The 18705-nt window shown below is 39.7% G+C and carries 15 protein-coding genes and 1 rRNA gene (1 of these 16 running past the window's edge); 8 read left to right on the top strand and 8 right to left on the bottom strand.

Annotated elements, in window-relative coordinates; translation table 11 throughout:
* The 8 genes from HOO54_RS22355 to dnaA form a co-directional block, all read right to left on the bottom strand.
* A 16S ribosomal RNA gene (locus tag HOO54_RS22355) occupies positions 1-1069 on the bottom strand (it extends 481 nt beyond the left edge of the window).
* Positions 1070-1639: 570 nt separating this feature from the next.
* Complete coding sequence (gene gyrA / locus HOO54_RS22350; RefSeq protein WP_172299145.1) at positions 1640-4108, bottom strand: DNA gyrase subunit A; 2469 nt, start codon at positions 4106-4108, stop codon at positions 1640-1642.
* Between the two features lie 190 nt (positions 4109-4298).
* Positions 4299-6212 carry a DNA topoisomerase (ATP-hydrolyzing) subunit B gene (gene gyrB / locus HOO54_RS22345; protein WP_172299774.1) on the bottom strand — a complete coding sequence of 638 codons (1914 nt, stop codon included), beginning with the start codon at positions 6210-6212 and terminating at the stop codon, positions 4299-4301.
* 66 nt (positions 6213-6278) lie between these two features.
* Positions 6279-6515: an extracellular matrix regulator RemB gene (gene remB / locus HOO54_RS22340; RefSeq protein WP_172299143.1), complete on the bottom strand. Its 237-nt coding sequence runs from the start codon at positions 6513-6515 to the stop codon at positions 6279-6281.
* Positions 6516-6532: 17 nt separating this feature from the next.
* Positions 6533-7645: a DNA replication/repair protein RecF gene (recF, locus tag HOO54_RS22335; protein ID WP_172299141.1), complete on the bottom strand. Its 1113-nt coding sequence runs from the start codon at positions 7643-7645 to the stop codon at positions 6533-6535.
* A 15-nt stretch (positions 7646-7660) separates the two neighbouring features.
* Positions 7661-7876, bottom strand: coding sequence for a S4 domain-containing protein YaaA (gene yaaA / locus HOO54_RS22330; RefSeq protein ID WP_172299139.1), 216 nt, complete (start codon positions 7874-7876; stop codon positions 7661-7663).
* A gap of 151 nt (positions 7877-8027) precedes the next feature.
* Complete coding sequence (gene dnaN, locus HOO54_RS22325) at positions 8028-9164, bottom strand: DNA polymerase III subunit beta (RefSeq protein ID WP_172299136.1); 1137 nt, start codon at positions 9162-9164, stop codon at positions 8028-8030.
* Between the two features lie 181 nt (positions 9165-9345).
* Positions 9346-10686 (bottom strand): chromosomal replication initiator protein DnaA, encoded by a 1341-nt coding sequence (dnaA, locus tag HOO54_RS22320; RefSeq protein WP_172299134.1) that lies wholly within the window; start codon positions 10684-10686, stop codon positions 9346-9348.
* Between the two features lie 577 nt (positions 10687-11263).
* Here dnaA and rpmH point away from each other — a divergent pair.
* From rpmH to noc, 8 genes are all read left to right on the top strand, one after another.
* Positions 11264-11398, top strand: a complete 135-nt coding sequence (rpmH, locus tag HOO54_RS22315) for a 50S ribosomal protein L34 (RefSeq protein WP_003178075.1) — start codon at positions 11264-11266, stop codon at positions 11396-11398.
* An 86-nt stretch (positions 11399-11484) separates the two neighbouring features.
* Positions 11485-11844, top strand: a complete 360-nt coding sequence (gene rnpA / locus HOO54_RS22310) for a ribonuclease P protein component (protein WP_172299132.1) — start codon at positions 11485-11487, stop codon at positions 11842-11844.
* Positions 11845-11993: 149 nt separating this feature from the next.
* On the top strand, positions 11994-12800 hold the full coding sequence (gene spoIIIJ, locus HOO54_RS22305) for a YidC family membrane integrase SpoIIIJ (protein ID WP_172299772.1): 807 nt from the start codon (positions 11994-11996) through the stop codon (positions 12798-12800).
* Positions 12797-13420: an RNA-binding cell elongation regulator Jag/EloR gene (gene jag / locus HOO54_RS22300; protein WP_172299130.1), complete on the top strand. Its 624-nt coding sequence runs from the start codon at positions 12797-12799 to the stop codon at positions 13418-13420. The genes spoIIIJ and jag overlap by 4 nt, the downstream gene beginning before the upstream one ends.
* A 279-nt stretch (positions 13421-13699) precedes the next feature.
* Complete coding sequence (mnmE, locus tag HOO54_RS22295; protein WP_172299128.1) at positions 13700-15079, top strand: tRNA uridine-5-carboxymethylaminomethyl(34) synthesis GTPase MnmE; 1380 nt, start codon at positions 13700-13702, stop codon at positions 15077-15079.
* 14 nt (positions 15080-15093) lie between these two features.
* Positions 15094-16980: a tRNA uridine-5-carboxymethylaminomethyl(34) synthesis enzyme MnmG gene (gene mnmG / locus HOO54_RS22290; protein ID WP_172299126.1), complete on the top strand. Its 1887-nt coding sequence runs from the start codon at positions 15094-15096 to the stop codon at positions 16978-16980.
* Positions 16981-16993: 13 nt separating this feature from the next.
* A complete protein-coding gene (rsmG, locus tag HOO54_RS22285; protein ID WP_172299124.1) occupies positions 16994-17713 on the top strand; it encodes a 16S rRNA (guanine(527)-N(7))-methyltransferase RsmG in 720 nt (239 codons plus the stop codon).
* Positions 17714-17810: 97 nt separating this feature from the next.
* On the top strand, positions 17811-18662 hold the full coding sequence (noc, locus tag HOO54_RS22280; RefSeq protein WP_172299122.1) for a nucleoid occlusion protein: 852 nt from the start codon (positions 17811-17813) through the stop codon (positions 18660-18662).
* The last annotated feature ends 43 nt before the right edge of the window (positions 18663-18705 follow it).

Raw genomic sequence — 18705 nt, 5'->3', positions numbered from 1 at the left:
AACCATGCACCACCTGTCACTCTGCCCCCGAAGGGGACGCCCTATCTCTAGGGTTGTCAGAGGATGTCAAGACCTGGTAAGGTTCTTCGCGTTGCTTCGAATTAAACCACATGCTCCACCGCTTGTGCGGGCCCCCGTCAATTCCTTTGAGTTTCAGTCTTGCGACCGTACTCCCCAGGCGGAGTGCTTAATGCGTTTGCTGCAGCACTAAAGGGCGGAAACCCTCTAACACTTAGCACTCATCGTTTACGGCGTGGACTACCAGGGTATCTAATCCTGTTCGCTCCCCACGCTTTCGCGCCTCAGCGTCAGTTACAGACCAGAGAGTCGCCTTCGCCACTGGTGTTCCTCCACATCTCTACGCATTTCACCGCTACACGTGGAATTCCACTCTCCTCTTCTGCACTCAAGTTCCCCAGTTTCCAATGACCCTCCCCGGTTGAGCCGGGGGCTTTCACATCAGACTTAAAGAACCGCCTGCGCGCGCTTTACGCCCAATAATTCCGGACAACGCTTGCCACCTACGTATTACCGCGGCTGCTGGCACGTAGTTAGCCGTGGCTTTCTGGTTAGGTACCGTCAAGGTACCGCCCTATTCGAACGGTACTTGTTCTTCCCTAACAACAGAGTTTTACGATCCGAAAACCTTCATCACTCACGCGGCGTTGCTCCGTCAGACTTTCGTCCATTGCGGAAGATTCCCTACTGCTGCCTCCCGTAGGAGTCTGGGCCGTGTCTCAGTCCCAGTGTGGCCGATCACCCTCTCAGGTCGGCTACGCATCGTTGCCTTGGTGAGCCGTTACCTCACCAACTAGCTAATGCGCCGCGGGTCCATCTGTAAGTGGTAGCCGAAGCCACCTTTTATGATTGAACCATGCGGTTCAATCAAGCATCCGGTATTAGCCCCGGTTTCCCGGAGTTATCCCAGTCTTACAGGCAGGTTACCCACGTGTTACTCACCCGTCCGCCGCTAACCTTTCGGGAGCAAGCTCCCTATGGTCCGCTCGACTTGCATGTATTAGGCACGCCGCCAGCGTTCGTCCTGAGCCAGGATCAAACTCTCCATAAAATGGAGTGCAGATTAAGTTCGTCACTTGTGACGATATCTGCCCTGACTTGCACTAAATGTGCTTTTTTATTTCTTGAATTAACAGGTACGTTTAGTCTTGTTTAGTTTTCAAAGAACTTCATTGCCGCTCTCGAAGCGACTATTTAAATATAACATTTACAAGACAAGCAGTCAATACTTTTTTATAAAAAGTTTTCACTTATCTTTTCTTTTCTTTAAATCGGACGAAAATCATTATAGCATATTATTTTACTATAGAAAAGATAAAATTAAGATTTTTTCAGGTTGAAAGTTAGGTTTCATGTTATTGAATATTGAGGGTTCTGTTGTGTAAGCAAAATGTTCAGTTATATAATTGCAACAAACTATCAACTTATATTGAAGTACTCCTGACCTTACATATATTTTTTAATCCAAAAAGCTTCACTTTGCAGAATAGGCAGCAAGGGTAGCTATCTTTAAAGAGAAAAACGGTGAAGTGATCATATAAGATTGCTGATATATCAGTGTTGTTAAATGAGAAAAAGGCGTCCATTCGTCAAAAATCGACTTACTGGACAGCCTCTTGGATTATGATTCTTCAGTTTCTTTATCATCTGTTTCGATTTCTTCATCTTTTTCAACTAAAGCAACTGTTGCGACATGTTCTTGTTCATTCAATCGAATGAGACGTACTCCCTGTGTGACACGTCCTGTGGTTGAAATATCATTAATATCCATTCTGATGATTACTCCGCTGGCGGTGATAATCATTAAATCTTCTTCTCCGCTAGTGGCCTTAACTGTAACAAGAGAACCATTATTTTCTGTGATTCTGCAAGTTTTTAAGCCTTTTCCTCCACGGCTTTGGGTTCTATATTCAGAAGCAGGCGTCAGTTTACCATAGCCTTTTTCTGTCACAATTAAAACATGGGAACTTTCTTCCAAAATCTCCATACCGACTACGATATCATCATTAGTCAGTGTAATCCCTTTAACACCGGCTGCGGTTCTCCCCATCTGGCGAACATCAGTTTCTGCAAAACGTATGAGAAGCCCATTTTTTGTTCCAATGATGATTTGTTTATGACCGTCAGTTAAACGAACTGCCATCAGCTCATCTTCTTCACGAAGGCTTAAAGCAATCAAGCCATTATTACGAATGTTCGCAAATTGAGAGAGTGTTGTCCGTTTTGAAATTCCGTGTTTTGTAGTGAAGAATAGATAAGACTCATCATCAAACTCAGAGACCGGAATAATCGCGTTAATCCATTCCCCTTTTTCTACTTCCAAAAGATTAATAATCGGTATTCCTTTGGCTGTTCGTCCGAATTCTGGAATTTCATACCCTTTCGCACGATATACTTTTCCCTTATTTGAGAAAAAGAGGATCGTATCGTGAGTAGATGTGGAGATCAAATGTTCGACAAAGTCGTCTTCATTCGTTCCCATTCCCTGAATTCCTTTTCCACCTCGTTTTTGGCTACGGTAGGTAGAAGAAGGAAGCCGTTTAATATATCCATTATGCGTTAAAGTAACAACGATATTTTCTCTTGGAATAAGGTCTTCATCTTCAATTGTTTCAAGACCTGTTGTAATAATCTCTGTCCGGCGTTCATCATTAAAACGATCTTTAATTTCTGTCAGTTCTTCACGTATAATTTCAAGCACTTTTTCTTCGTCTGCTAAAATGGCTTTTAATTCAGCAATTAGTTTCACAAGGTTTTGATATTCTTCTTCAATCTTTTCCTGTTCAAGACCTGTCAGGCGCTGAAGACGCATATCTAGAATGGCTTGTGCTTGTTTTTCTGTTAATGAAAACTTTTCAATCAAACCATTTTTGGCAATTTCTCCAGTTTGTGAATTTCTAATTAAGGCTATGACTTCATCAAGATGATCAAGTGCTATTCTTAATCCTTCAAGAATATGAGCTCTTGCTTCTGCTTTTCGAAGTTCAAAAGCAGTACGCCTTCTAATAACTACTTTTTGGTGATCAAGATAGTGTTGAAGACATTGTTTTAAACTTAATACTTTGGGTTGTCCATCAACAAGTGCTAGCATGTTAATGCCAAATGAAGTTTGTAAAGCTGTTTGTTTATATAAGTTATTTAACAGTACATTTGCATTGGCATCTCTTCTCAATTCAATGACAATCCGCATACCGTTACGGTCTGATTCATCACGGAGATCAGTGATCCCCTCAATTTTTTTATCGCGAACAAGTTCAGCAATTTTTTCAATCAATCTTGCTTTGTTCACCTGATAAGGTATTTCTGTAATAATAATCGTCTGTTTACCAGATGATGATTCTTCAATTCGAGCTTTAGCCCGAATTGTGATCGATCCTCGACCTGTTTCATAAGCTTTGCGAATTCCGCTTTTCCCCATGATCAGTCCGGCTGTCGGAAAGTCGGGCCCTGGAATAATTTCCATCAATTCTGGAAGTGTGATATCTGGATTTTGGCTTACTGCCAACACACCATTCACAATTTCACCTAACTGATGTGGAGGAATATTTGTTGCCATACCTACTGCAATTCCGGCTGCTCCATTTACAAGAAGGTTAGGAAACCTCGCCGGCATAACAATCGGTTCTTTTTCCGATCCGTCATAGTTATCTTGGAAGTCGATGGTGTCCTTGTTAATATCACGTAAGATTTCCATCGATATTTTTGACATTCTTGCTTCTGTATATCGCATGGCTGCAGCTGAGTCACCATCGACAGATCCAAAGTTTCCATGGCCTTGTACAAGCATATACCTATAGTTAAAATCCTGCGCCATTCTGACCATAGCTTCGTATACGGCAGAATCCCCATGGGGATGATACTTACCGATAACTTCACCGACAATACGTGCGGATTTCTTATACGGCTTATCACTTGTCATCCCTAGATCATTCATTGCATACAAGATCCTTCTATGCACCGGTTTAAGACCGTCCCTAACATCAGGCAGAGCACGGGCAACAATAACACTCATGGCGTAGTCTAAAAAAGACGTTCTCATTTCTTGACTGATATTAATTTCTTGAATCCGGGGTTTTTGTTGTTCACTCATTAAAAAACCTCCCTAAAGAATCTATATGAGTTGTGTGGGAGTAGATTTGTATTTATACTCTTCAACGAATAAGGCTATTCTCCATTATATCAATATTCTTTAATTTATACACATTAAATAACTATGTTATCAAAGATTTGTTCTAGAAAAGACCTTATTTCATTCAAGTGAAAATAAGGTCTTACATGCATTAAATATCTAAGTTCTTTACATATCGAGCATTTTCTTCAATGAAGTTACGACGCGGCTCAACCTTGTCTCCCATCAGCATCTCGAAGGTTTCGTCAGCATCGATCGCATCCTTAAGTGTGACTTGCAGCAATGTTCTCGTTTCTGGATCCATTGTTGTTTCCCAGAGCTGAGTCGCATTCATTTCACCTAACCCTTTATAGCGTTGAAGACCAGGCTTTGGATTTTGCGGAATTTGCTTCAAAATATCTTCAAGCTGCTTATCATTGTAGGCATACTCGATACGTTTACCCTGCTGTATTTTATATAGAGGCGGCTGGGCAATATAGATATAACCTTGTTCAATAATTCTCCTCATATAACGATAGAAAAATGTAAGCAACAATGTTCTAATATGCGCACCGTCTACATCGGCATCCGTCATGATGACAACTTTATGATAACGAGCTTTTTCTAGGTTAAAGTCTTCGCCGATCCCTGTACCAAGAGCAGTTATCATAGAGCGTACTTCATTATTTGATAAGATCTTATCAAGACGTGCTTTTTCTACATTTAAAATTTTCCCTCTTAATGGCAATATTGCTTGGAAATGGCGGTCTCGTCCTTGTTTAGCAGACCCGCCTGCAGAGTCTCCCTCAACAATATAGAGCTCAGAAATTGCCGGGTCTTTCGAAGAACAATCAGCCAATTTTCCCGGTAGACTACTCACTTCTAATGCGCTTTTTCTTCGTGTCAGTTCACGAGCTTTTTTGGCAGCCATACGTGCTCTTGCGGCCATAACACCTTTTTCAACAATTTTTTTTGCTGAATCTGGATTTTCAAGAAGAAATTTTTCCAAGGCTTCTGAAAAAAGGGCGTCTGTTATGGTACGCGCTTCTGAATTGCCAAGTTTTGTTTTCGTTTGCCCCTCAAACTGCGGGTCTGGATGTTTAATGGAGATGATAGCTGTCAATCCTTCCCGAACATCTTCACCGCTTAAGTTTGAATCGCTTTCTTTGAACACACCTTGCTTTCTAGCATAATCATTAATCACGCGAGTCAAGCCCGTTTTAAAACCAGCTTCATGAGTTCCGCCCTCATACGTATGAATGTTATTGGCAAACGAATATATGTTGCTTGTATAACTATCATTGTATTGTAGAGCCACTTCAACCGTAATCCCGTCTTTCGATCCTTCAATATAAACCGGTTCTTCATGAATCGCTTCTCTTGAACGGTTTAAGTGCTCTACATAACTTTTGATTCCGCCTTCATAACAGTATTCATTTTTTCGTTCTTTACCTTCACGCTTATCTTCGATTGTAATTTTGACACCTTTTGTTAAAAAGGCAAGTTCACGAACTCGAGTGGCAAGGGTGTCATAGTCATACTCTGTTGTTTCTGTAAAGATTTCAGGATCAGGAGAGAAATGAGTGGTTGTTCCTGTCACATCTGTCTCACCGATTACCTCTAAATCAGCTTTGGGAACACCTCGCTCAAACACTTGATAATGAATCTTTCCATCTCTATAAACCGTTACATCAAGCTCTGTTGAAAGAGCGTTGACAACAGAAGCACCAACACCGTGCAATCCACCGGAAACTTTATAGCCGCTTCCATCAAATTTACCACCAGCGTGCAGGACTGTCATAATGACTTCAACAGCCGGACGTCCCATTTTTTCGTGTATCCCAACTGGTATTCCACGTCCATTGTCTTTTACCGTAATACTGTTGTCATTTAGAATTTCAACGTTGATTTCTGTACAATAACCAGCGAGTGCTTCATCGATACTATTATCAACGATCTCCCATACTAAATGGTGCAACCCTTTACCGCTTGTTGATCCAATGTACATTCCTGGTCTTTTGCGTACCGCTTCTAACCCCTCAAGAACCTGTATCTGATTTTCATCGTAATTATTTTGCTGTTCCATTGCCACGCACATTCACCTACACTTTTCTTCAAACATAATAAATTTATAGTAAAGATTCTTTATGAATCAAAATCCGGTTTGGACCTGTGTTCGTTTTTTCAACGTGCCTGAGGCTAAAGGAGAAAAATAAATCGACTGAACTGTGACAACAATTGACTTCGGCGTATTGTTAGTAGATAAAATCAAACCTTTTTGTTTTGTTAAGAATTCTTCAACAATCGGAGATGCCTTTGTCTTGTAATCAAAAATAGCCACAATTTCATGTGTTGAGACGACAAAGTCGTCACCTAAATGGATATACAATCCCTCACCCCGTTTTTTCAGTCCAATAGCGTGCCATTTTCAACACGAAAGATTCCAGCTTCATTTAAGGTTTTATGATCAATGCCATCGATGCTTGTCGTTGTGACAAAGGTCTGAACACGACCTTGGATCGTGTGAAGCAGGTGTGACTGTCGATAGTCATCAAGCTCTGACAATACATCATCTAAAAGCAAAATCGGGTACTCCCCAATTTCTTCTTGAATTAAATCAATCTCAGCCAACTTCAAAGAGAGTGCCGTTGTTCGTTGTTGTCCTTGAGAACCATAGGTTTGAACATCCCTGCCATTTACATAAAAAGCCACATCATCTCTATGAGGACCTGCAAGAGAAACACCGCGATCAATTTCCTTATCTCTTAATTTAGAAAATGATTCTTGGTAACTATTGATTATTTTCGACAATTCCGGTGTTTCTGATACGTGAAGAGATGTATGATACTTCAAGGTCAGATTTTCAATCCCTCTTGAAATTCCAGAATGAATAGGCTTAGCCCATTTTTCAAGCTGATCTACAAATTGAAGACGTTTCATCACAACCTTTGCCGCAAACTCAATAAGCTGTTCTGTCAAAACGTCAAGCATTGTATGATCAGTCTGCTTTCTTGTTTGAAGCTGCTTCAAGAAATGATTGCGCTGTGAAAGGATTTTTTGGTAAAGAGAAAGGTCATGAAGATATACGGGTGATACTTGGCCGATTTCCATATCCAAAAACCTTCTCCTGACCTGCGGACTTCCTTTTACAAGATTTAAGTCTTCTGGGGCAAACATAATTGTGTTAACAGCTCCGACATATTGGCTCAGTTTTTGTTGTTCAATATGATTAAGCTTAGCTTTTTTTCCTTTTTTAGAAATGACAAGCTGAATGGGAACAGAACCGTTTTTTTTCATGATCCTACCCTCTATTTTAGCATAGTCTGCATCCCAACGTATCAGTTCTTTATCATTCGATGTTCGATGAGACTTCGCCATCGCAAGCACATAAATTGCTTCCATCAAATTTGTCTTACCTTGAGCATTCTCTCCAATGATGATGTTGACTTTGTCTTCAAACTGTAGATCGAGACACTCATAATTTCGGTAAGAAGACAAAGTGAGATTTTGGATATACAATTACTATCACCCGCTTTAACCGCCAACTTGAAATGAACCGACACCTTGAATCATGACAACATCTCCAACATATAGTTTGCGACCACGGCGATTATCAGGTTCACCATTAACGAAAACTTCATATTCAGACAAGAACCATTTGGCCATCCCGCCTGACTGAATAACATCTGCTAATTTAAGAAACTGACCAAGGGTAATCATATTTGTGTCAATAGCTACCGTCTTTGTCATTTTATCGCCTCTTTCAATATCACTAATACCTAATTGTACTAAAAAATAGGGGGGCATGGGAAGGGGTAACTTGTGGTATATCAAAAACAACTTGGATGCAGTCAATTGAAAAATAGGTGAAGCTGCCGAACAAAAGCCGGCAGCTTCTAGATTAATACGTCCGGACTGGAAGAATCAATTGCACAATCGAATCATCGTTTGGAGTACGGATCAGAAAAGGTCTCATTGCTCCTGTAAAGCTGACATGAATATCCTCTCCCTCAAGAACTTTAAGAGCATCCAACATATATTTCGGACTAAAAGATATTTTTAAGTCTTCCCCTTCAATTTGCTCAGCATTCACTGTTTCAACAACTTTTCCGATTTCCGGGGAATTTGAAGAGATTTCAATTGACTCGTCTGCGGAAGTTGTTAGTTTGACCACATTGTTACGACCTTCCCTTGCTAGCAAGGAAGCCCTGTCGATAGCTTGAAGAAACTCTTTTGTATTCACAACCAAATTCGTTTTACTATCCTGTGGAATTAAACGGTTTGTGTCAGGATAATTTCCATCAAGCAGTCTTGAGAAAAATAGAACGTTTTTTGTTTTAAAAAGCACTTGTGTTTCTGTAACGACAATATCTACAAGCTCTTGGTGATCATCAAGGATCTTACTCAATTCTGTTAAGCTCTTACCAGGAATGACAACATTGTATGAATGCTCCCCATTGATATCCAGCTTTGCTTTTCTTAATGCGAGACGATGACTATCCGTCGCAGTGCATATTAATTCACTATCACCCACCTTCCAGTTTACACCTGTCAAGACAGGGCGTGTTTCTGAGGTGGACACTGCAAAAACCGTTTGACGGATCATGTTTTTTAACAGGTCAGTCGGTATTTGAAAAGAATGATGTTCTTCTATTTGAGGTAGTAGTGGATATTCACTAGCATCAAGACCGTTTAGATTGAATTCGGCTTTTCCTGAGCGGATCATTGTTAAATACTGATTTTGAACTTCAATTTCAACAGTAGACATCGGAAGTTTTTTTACAATTTCACTAAAAAAGCGCGCTTGCAAAACAATACTTCCTGGCTTTTCAACTGTTACGATCTCCAAATCGCCGTCTTCTTTAGGAATAAATGATTCAATTGAAACATCAGAATCACTTCCTGTAAGGGTTACGCCTTCATCAGATGCAACAATTTTAATCCCTGTCAATATCGGAATTGTTGTTCTTGAAGAAACCGCCTTTAATACATTTTGTACACTCTCGACTAAACGGTCTTTTTGAATCGTAAATTTCATGACCATCCTCCTTAGGAACCTATTATTTATTATGATTTAAAAATAGTAGAAGTAATAGTAGGGGGTGTGAATATGTGGATAAGTGGAGAAGTGAAAGGAAACACAGTCTATCCACATGTGGACAGACTGTGCATGGCTATGTTCTAGTTATTCACACTTTCCCGTTATCCGCCAAACGACACTACCTCAATTGTTCTTTTATTTCTTTAATTTGTTGTTGAAGCTGTTCATCACTACTTAGCAGTTTCGATATTTTCTCATGGGCATGAATGACCGTTGTATGGTCTCTTCCCCCAAACTCCTCTCCGATTTTAGGGAGAGATGAATCTGTCATTTCTCTTGATAGATACATAGCAATTTGCCGTGGAAATGCTACCGATTTTGTCCGTTTTTTTGCTTTAAAATCTTCTAACTTGATATTATACTGCTGACCAACAATCCGTTGAATATCTTTAATCGTAATCACTTTTGGTTTTGAGGAAGGAATAATATCTTTTAATGCCTCTGCTGCTAAATCAGCATTAATATCTTTATTAATCAAGGAAGAAAACGCGACAACTCGTATTAAAGCTCCTTCTAACTCTCTAATGTTACTATCAATTTGATTGGCAATATAAAGCATGACCTCATTTGGAATATCAAGACCTTCTGCCTTCGCTTTTTTTCTTAAAATGGCAATTCTCGTTTCTAAATCAGGAGGTGTAATATCAGTAATTAACCCCCACTCAAACCGGGAACGTAAGCGGTCTTCAAGCGTCGGAATTTCTTTAGGCGGTCTATCACTTGAAATGACAATTTGTTTTGTTTCATCATGCAATGTATTAAACGTATGAAAGAATTCCTCTTGTGTTTGTTCTTTTCCAGCCAAAAATTGAATATCATCTATTAGAAGAACGTCGACATTCCGATAGCGATTGCGAAAATCGACAGCCTTATTGTCTCGGATCGAGTTAATAAATTCATTTGTAAATTTTTCAGATGACAAATAAATCACTTTTGCATCTGGATTATGCTCGAGGACATAATGTCCAATCGCATGCATTAAATGAGTTTTTCCAAGACCGACACCTCCATAAATAAACAGAGGATTGTATGCTTTTGCCGGTGCTTCAGCGACTGCTAATGAAGCTGCATGAGCAAAACGATTTCCAGACCCTATCACAAAAGTATCGAACGTGTATTTGGGATTCAGCATATTTTGTGGAAAATCGGCTGCGTCTTCTTTCGATACTTTTTTGACTGGAGATTTTGGCATGAATTCTTCTTCTTTTTGATTTTGGGGAATGACAAATTTAATGCTCCATTCCTCTCCAGTGAGACCATAAATTGTCTCAGCGATCAGGTGCAAATACTTTGATTCAAGCCAGTCTCTGGCAAACTCGTTTGGAGCGATGATAACTAGTGTATCTTCTTGTAATGAATGAGCCTTTGTTGACTTCATCCATGTTTCAAAACTGGGCTTGCTTAATTTTTTTTTAATCTCCTCAAGGGCTTGCGTCCAAAGCTCCGTTATATTGTTCATGACCTGCGGTTTGTCCCTCCTTTACCAGGAATTGTTCTGTTATAGAACACAAAAAAAGAAAATGGGTAAATCCATTCGTTGATAAAATGTTGAAAACATATAATATAGTAGAAAAACGTCTTTTCGACATCTTTCACAAGCTGTGGACAACTTCTTTCACACCCTGTGAAAAAACTTTCCACAATTTATCCACAGTCTGTGGATAATGATATTACGGTTGATCTGTTATTAAGAGTTAAAACACAAATATAATATCAGAATAACTGACCAGTTGCAATGGTTGACAAGAACTTATCCACACTGTATACAAACTGTTGAAAAATTATTGTCCACAGGAGTTGATTTTGTGAAAATGTTGTCGATAATGGTTGTGGATTGTAGAAAATAAACCGAAAGATATCCACATTATTAATTTTTGATGAAAAATGAAAATAGACTTTTGAAGCTAACTTTTTTATGTTATTCTATTATGGTGCGAAAAAAGGAATTGTGTGAGTGAAGTTGACAATTATCCACTCATCGAAATATAATGAGTTAGACTGTCTTTAGCAGCTATTCCTCGAGGGAGGTGTCATACATGAAAAGAACATTTCAACCAAATAACCGTAAGCGCAGTAAAGTTCATGGCTTTCGCAGCCGTATGAGTTCCAAAAATGGACGTCTTGTATTAGCACGTCGTCGTCGTAAAGGAAGAAAAGTACTATCAGCTTAGGCCACTGAAACAAGTCAGTGGTCTTTTTTACATAAAGCAATGACCAAGATCTATTTTGCCAGCTTGTTATCGGAGTGAAGAAACATATGAAAAAGCGGAATCGATTAAAAAAAAATGAAGATTTTCAAAAGGTATTTAAAAAAGGCAACTCGATGGCAAACCGGCAGTATGTTTTATATGTGCTTCACCAACCTGAGGCGAAAGAATTCCGGATCGGACTGTCGGTCAGTAAGAAAATTGGAAATGCTGTCGTACGCAATAGGGTTAAACGGCTGATTCGTCAGATCATCCAAGAAGAACATGATCAATTAAAACAGGAATATGATTATATTATCATTGCTAGAAAACCGGCTGCTGATCTGACCTATGAGGAAACGAAGAAAAGCTTGCAACATCTGTTCAGAAAAACATCTGTTTATCAAAAAAAATCGGATAAGCCGTCTTGATTTGCGGGTACTTTTTTAAGCGCTTCCGTTAGCCGTCAAAAATGGTACTGCCCATTCTGATTTGAAAGATGATAAAATAACGAAAAAGTATGTCTTTTTCGAAGTAATAACCGTATGTCTACGGTTTAAGTATGAAGATATAGGAGGAAATATTGTTGAAGAGGCGAATTTTATTATTGTTGAGCATGATTGGCATTCTTGTGCTTTTAGCTGGGTGTACCGAGATTAACCAGCCGATCACTGCAGAAAGCACTGGTCCAACGAGACCTTGGAACACCCTTATCGTTTATCCATTGTCACAACTGATCACCTATGTTGCGAAGGCAACAGGCAATAGCTTTGGACTTGCGATTATTATCGTGACGATCCTTATACGTTTATTAATACTCCCGTTGATGATCAAACAGACAAGAAGCATGAGAGCAACGCAGGCGATTCAGCCTGAAATGCAGAAATTACGCGAGAAGTACAGTTCTAAAGATCAAAAAACACAACAAAAATTACAACAGGAAACAATGGCTTTAATGCAGAAGCATGGAGTAAACCCATTGGCGGGCTGTTTTCCGTTGATTATACAAATGCCGATTTTAATGGGTTTCTATCATGCCATTATGAGAACACGTGAAATCGCAGAACATAGCTTTTTATGGTTTGACCTAGGGGATCGTGACCCATTTTTTATTTTGCCGATTTTAGCAGGGGTATTTACTTTCATCCAACAAAAGCTAATGATGGCAGGAAATCCACAGCAAAATCCGCAAATGGCAATTATGCTTTGGTTGATGCCAATTATGATCGTTATATTTGCCATCAATTTTCCAGCAGCTCTTTCACTGTACTGGGTTGTCGGTAACTTATTCATGATTGGACAAACATTCTTGATTAAAGACAAAAAAATAAAAACAGAAAACCAAGCTTCGGCTGGAGGAAAAAAATCTGGAGGTAAGAAAAAGTGAAGGAACTGACTGCTACTGGACGAACCGTCGACGAAGCAGTACAATCCGGACTTAAACAACTAGGGCTTCAAAAGGCTGACATCGAAATTCATGTTATTGCTGAAGGAAAAAAAGGTTTTTTCGGCATATTTGGCTCACAACCTGCAGTTGTTAAATTACAAGAAAAAATAGACCCTATAAAAGAAGCAGCACAGTATTTAGAAAATGTGATTGCTCAGATGGGAATCGAGGCAAAAGTAACAAAAGAAGCAGAAACAAAAAAGATTATTTTCCATTTGGAAAGTGATAAAATGGCACTTTTGATTGGAAAAAGAGGACAAACGTTAAATGCTCTTGAAACTTTGACACAACTTGTTCTTAACCGCTATTCTGATCACTATATGCAAGTTGTTGTTGATGCTGAAGGTTATCGTGCCAAGCGGAAAGAAGCTCTAACTCATTTGGCCTTAAAGCTGGCAGATCAAGCGAAGAGACAGAAAAAAGATATTCATCTTGAGCCGATGCCTTCCAGTGAACGCAAAGTAGTTCACGACACTCTTTCAAATTATGCTAAAGAGATCGAAACATATTCTACTGGAGAAGGCCACAACCGGCATCTTGTCATCTCCTATAAACAATAAATTCCAGAAAAAGCCAGTGGGGGCTTAAATCCTCTACTGGCTTTTTTCTCTGGAAAAAACACTATAAAAAAAGAGTCCCATTGTTATTCACATGTGGATAAGTTAAAGTAAATAATAACAGTTTGTTAAGGGTGTGGATAACAACTCAACTACTTCCACTTCCCTTGAAACTATGGTATCTTTAAATTTTGATTACAATAAAATTTCTCACCCATTGGAAGACTGTCTTAAAAGATGGGGATAATACATAAAAAGAACGAAAAAAGAGAGGTGAATAGCATGGATACGATCGCAGCCATTTCAACGCCAATGGGAGAAGGGGCTATTGCAATCGTCAGGCTAAGCGGTCCTGAAGCTCTTTCCATTGCTGATAAAGTATACAAAGGACCTCGAGGGAAAGAATTAAGCACTGTTGCTACACACACCATTCACTACGGTCACATTGTGGATCCTGAAACAAAAAAGGTGATAGAAGAAGTCATGGTTTCCGTTTTAAAAGCGCCAAAAACGTTTACGAGAGAAGACGTAATCGAGATCAATTGTCATGGCGGTATTGTCACAGTCAATCAAGTACTTCAATTAGTGTTAAGAGAAGGAGCAAGACTGGCTGAGCCCGGCGAATTTACGAAAAGGGCATTTTTAAATGGGAGAATTGACCTCTCTCAAGCAGAGGCTGTCATGGATCTCATTAGAGCCAAGACAGACCGCGCTATGAATGTAGCTATGAATCAGATGGAAGGCAGACTTTCTAAACTGATCAAACGCTTGAGAAGTGAATTACTTGAAACACTGGCTCATGTAGAAGTAAATATTGATTATCCAGAGTATGATGATGTCGAAGAAATGACGCATAAAGTTTTGGTTGAAAAAGCCACTCATGTCAAAAAAGAAATTGAAGCACTTCTTGCAACATCAGAACAGGGTAAAATATTAAGAGAAGGAATCTCAACAGTCATTATTGGACGTCCAAACGTCGGTAAATCATCTCTTTTAAATAGTCTTGTTCATGAAACGAAAGCGATTGTAACTGATATTCCGGGTACAACGCGGGACGTGATTGAAGAATACGTTAATATAAGGGGCGTGCCGTTGCGCCTTGTCGACACAGCCGGTATTCGTGAGACAGAAGATATCGTTGAACGGATTGGAGTTGAGCGCTCCAGAGAGGTTTTAAAAAAAGCGGATTTGATTTTACTCGTCCTTAATTATAGTGAGCCGCTTTCAGATGAAGACATGAAGCTTTTTGAAGCTGTTAGCGGTATGGATTTGATTGTCATTGTCAATAAGACTGATCTTGAGCAAAAGCTGGATCTTGAAAGTGTTCAGAACTTGGCTGGCGGAAGTCCTGTCGTGACAACGTCTCTCTTGAAAGAAGAAGGAATAGCTGAATTAGAAGAAGCTATTCAATCGCTATTTTTTACAGGAGCGATTGAAAGCGGTGATCTCACATATGTCAGTAATACAAGACATATTTCATTATTGCATGAGGCAAAGCGCATGATAGGTGAGGCGCTTGAAGGAATTGAGAATGATGTACCGATTGATATGGTTCAAATTGATTTAACAAGATGTTGGGAAGTTCTAGGTGAGATCATTGGTGACGCTGTACATGAAAGCTTGATCGACCAGCTCTTTTCACAATTTTGTCTAGGAAAGTAAAGGAGGAAAAGCATATGGTCTATGAAGCAGGTCGATATGATGTCATTGTCGTTGGCGCCGGTCATGCCGGGGTGGAAGCTGCTTTGGCATCAGCCAGACAAGGGGCAAAAACACTTGTCTTAACCATTAACCTTGATATGGTCGCTTTTATGCCGTGTAACCCATCTGTCGGCGGTCCCGCCAAAGGGATTGTCGTCCGCGAAATAGATGCACTAGGCGGACAAATGGCAAAAAATATTGATAAAACCCATATTCAAATGAGACTTTTAAATACAGGTAAAGGTCCCGCCGTCCGTGCTTTACGGGCTCAGGCTGATAAATTTCAATATCAACATGAGATGAAAAAGACGCTTGAAAATGTACCAAATTTAACATTACAACAGGGAATGGTTGAGCGTCTTATCATTGAAGATGGCAAATGCTGCGGTATTATGACACAATCAGGGGCAGTTTACCATTCAAAAACGGTTGTCCTGACGACAGGAACTTTTTTAAGAGGTCGAGTGATTATTGGTGATCTTTCTTATTCCAGCGGACCAAACAATCAACAGCCTTCTATAAAGCTTTCCGAGCATCTTGAAGAGCTAGGATTTGATCTTGTCCGTTTTAAAACAGGAACACCGCCGCGGGTCAACAGCCATTCGATAGATTACAGTAAAACAGAAATTCAGCCGGGTGATGAAGAGCCCCGGGCCTTTTCATATGAAACAGTAGAATATATCACAGATCAATTGCCATGCTGGCTCACTTATACAAGTCCTGAAACACATCAGATCATTGATGGCAATCTGCATCGTTCACCAATGTATTCCGGTATGATTAAAGGAACAGGACCGAGATATTGTCCATCAATTGAAGATAAGGTCGTCCGCTTTCATGATAAGTCAAGGCATCAGATTTTTCTTGAACCAGAAGGACGGAATACGCAAGAAGTCTATGTCCAAGGACTATCAACGAGCTTACCGGAAGATGTCCAGAAAAAAATGCTTTCAACCATTCCTGGTTTGGAAGATGTAGAAATGATGAGAGCTGGGTATGCGATCGAATATGATGCCATCGTACCAACACAGCTTTGGCCGACATTGGAAACAAAAAAAATACCTGGTCTGTTCACAGCTGGACAAATCAATGGAACATCAGGATATGAAGAGGCCGCTGGCCAGGGTATTATGGCTGGAATCAATGCAGGTCGAAAAGCGCTTAATAAAAAAGAAATAATTCTCGGGCGTTCAGACGCATATATCGGTGTTTTGATTGATGATTTAGTCACTAAGGGAACAAATGAACCGTACCGTTTGTTAACATCAAGAGCAGAATATCGGCTGCTTTTGCGTCATGATAATGCCGACTTGCGACTAACGGAAATCGGTTATGAAGTCGGCTTGATTTCTGAAGAACGCTATCAAAAGTTCAAACAGAAAACAGCAGCGATTGAAGCAGAGAAAAAACGTCTATATTCAGTGATCATTAAACCTTCAAAAGAAAATCAGGCATATATTCGTTCATTGGGCGGTAGTGAGTTGAAGGATGGCATCCGTGCCACCGATCTAATGAAACGGCCGGAAATGAATTACGAAACTGTGACAGCACTTGCTCCGGCAGACGAAAAAGTTGCCAGCGATGTTGCTGAACAGGTTGAAATCCAAATCAAGTATGAAGGATATATTGAGAAATCATTGCAACAGGTTGAAAAACTTAAGAAAATGGAAAATAAAAAGATTCCTGACAGGATAGATTATGATGCGATTAAAGGTATTGCAACAGAAGCACGTCAAAAATTGAAAGAAGTCAGACCGCTTTCTGTCGCACAAGCCTCACGGATCTCAGGTGTAAATCCTGCTGATATTTCAATTCTTCTTGTTTATCTGGAACAGGGACGAATTGCCAAGATAGCAGAATAGAAAGGATGACGGCATGAACATAGAGCAATTTAGATCCGGTTTAGAGGAGAAAGGGATCTCCCTTTCCGACTTTCAACTGGAACAATTTGAAACCTATTATGAATGGCTGTCAGAATGGAATGAAAAAATCAATCTAACCTCAATTACTGAGAAAAAAGAGGTATATTTAAAGCATTTTTACGATTCGATTACGACTTCTTTTTATGTTGATTTTAAAACATTCAACAGTCTTTGTGATGTTGGGGCAGGTGCTGGTTTTCCAAGCCTGCCAATTAAAATTTGTTTTCCTCATTTACATGTGACAATTGTCGATTCATTAAATAAAAGAATTCACTTTCTAAATCAGCTTTCTCAAGCTTTAAAATTAGAAAATACTTATTTTTACCATGACCGTGCTGAAACATTCGGGAGATTGAAGGACAAGCGGGAGAGTTTCGATATCGTCACAGCTCGTGCGGTAGCCCGGCTTTCCGTGTTAAGTGAACTATGTCTGCCACTAGTCAAGAAAAACGGTTTGTTTGTTGCGTTAAAAGCAGCTTCAGCCGATCAAGAGATTGATGCAGGAAAGAAAGCGATTAAAGCGCTAGGTGGACGAATCGAAAATGTACATTCTTTTCAGCTGCCAATAGAAGAAAGTGAAAGAAGTATCATTATTGTCAAAAAACAAACAGAGACACCAAAGAAATATCCAAGAAAACCAGGGACACCGAATAAATCTCCCATTGAAGATTAAATCATTCGGTTTCTTGTAAATTGGTGATGTTAAAGAAGGAAAAATCATGAGAAAATAGAATTATAAAAATGGCAGTGTGTAAAGGTGGTGTAGGTACATGAAGCATTCATTCTCTCGTCTCTTTGGAATCGGTGAAAAAGAAGAAGCAGAGGTTGCTGAACATGATACTGATAAAGAAAAAATTCAAGACATTGCAGTAGGCGATATTATTCCGAACCGTTTTCAGCCGCGCACCATTTTCTCTGAAGAAAAAATTCAAGAATTAGCCGCAACCATTCATACACATGGCATCATTCAACCGATTGTTGTCAGAAAAACCGATCAAGAAGGTCAATTTGAATTGATTGCAGGGGAGCGGCGTTGGCGGGCAGTCCAAACATTGAATTGGGAGAAGATACCCGCTATCATTAAAGATTTTTCAGATACAGAGACAGCTTCTGTCGCTTTAATCGAAAACCTCCAAAGGGAAGAATTATCTTCGATTGAGGAAGCATATGCATATGCAAGACTGCTAGAGCTCCACGATTTAACCCAAGAAGCTCTGGCACAAAGGCTTGGTAAAGGCCAATCAACAATTGCCAATAAACTCAGATTGCTTAAGCTGCCGGAAGAGGTACAGGAAGCGATCTTGAAAAAAGATATATCCGAGCGTCACGCAAGAGCACTTATCCCATTAAAACAACCAGAAGTGCAGGTTACACTGTTAAATGAAGTGATAGAAAAACATTTAAATGTCAAACAAACCGAAGACCGTGTAGTCAAACTGCTCGAACAAGATAAACGAAAACCTAAACCAAAGCGAAAAGCATACAGCAGGGACACAAGAATTGCGATGAATACCATACGCCAGTCCTTATCAATGGTGGAAGACAGCGGAGTTAAACTGAAAACGGAAGAAGCAGAATTTGAAGAATACATTCAGTTGACTATCCGAATCCCCAAGAAATAAAAAGCTCTCAGCGGAGCTTTTATTTTTTTGAAGAGAGGAGATG

This window comes from Bacillus sp. WMMC1349, from assembly GCF_013155385.1.
Taxonomy (GTDB): Bacteria; Bacillota; Bacilli; order Bacillales; family Bacillaceae; genus Bacillus.
This window is presented reverse-complemented; position numbering and strand designations above follow the sequence as displayed.

What these genes read in the sequence shown, in the direction of transcription:
- gyrA (WP_172299145.1), bottom strand. Translation starts at nt 4,108, where the DNA reads ATGAGTGAACAACAAAAACCCCGGATTCAAGAAATTAATATCAGTCAA.
- gyrB (WP_172299774.1), bottom strand. Translation starts at nt 6,212, where the DNA reads ATGGAACAGCAAAATAATTACGATGAAAATCAGATACAGGTTCTTGAG.
- yaaA (WP_172299139.1), bottom strand. Translation starts at nt 7,876, where the DNA reads ATGACAAAGACGGTAGCTATTGACACAAATATGATTACCCTTGGTCAG.
- dnaN (WP_172299136.1), bottom strand. Translation starts at nt 9,164, where the DNA reads ATGAAATTTACGATTCAAAAAGACCGTTTAGTCGAGAGTGTACAAAAT.
- dnaA (WP_172299134.1), bottom strand. Translation starts at nt 10,686, where the DNA reads ATGAACAATATAACGGAGCTTTGGACGCAAGCCCTTGAGGAGATTAAA.
- rpmH (WP_003178075.1), top strand. Translation starts at nt 11,264, where the DNA reads ATGAAAAGAACATTTCAACCAAATAACCGTAAGCGCAGTAAAGTTCAT.
- rnpA (WP_172299132.1), top strand. Translation starts at nt 11,485, where the DNA reads ATGAAAAAGCGGAATCGATTAAAAAAAAATGAAGATTTTCAAAAGGTA.
- mnmE (WP_172299128.1), top strand. Translation starts at nt 13,700, where the DNA reads ATGGATACGATCGCAGCCATTTCAACGCCAATGGGAGAAGGGGCTATT.
- mnmG (WP_172299126.1), top strand. Translation starts at nt 15,094, where the DNA reads ATGGTCTATGAAGCAGGTCGATATGATGTCATTGTCGTTGGCGCCGGT.
- rsmG (WP_172299124.1), top strand. Translation starts at nt 16,994, where the DNA reads ATGAACATAGAGCAATTTAGATCCGGTTTAGAGGAGAAAGGGATCTCC.
- noc (WP_172299122.1), top strand. Translation starts at nt 17,811, where the DNA reads ATGAAGCATTCATTCTCTCGTCTCTTTGGAATCGGTGAAAAAGAAGAA.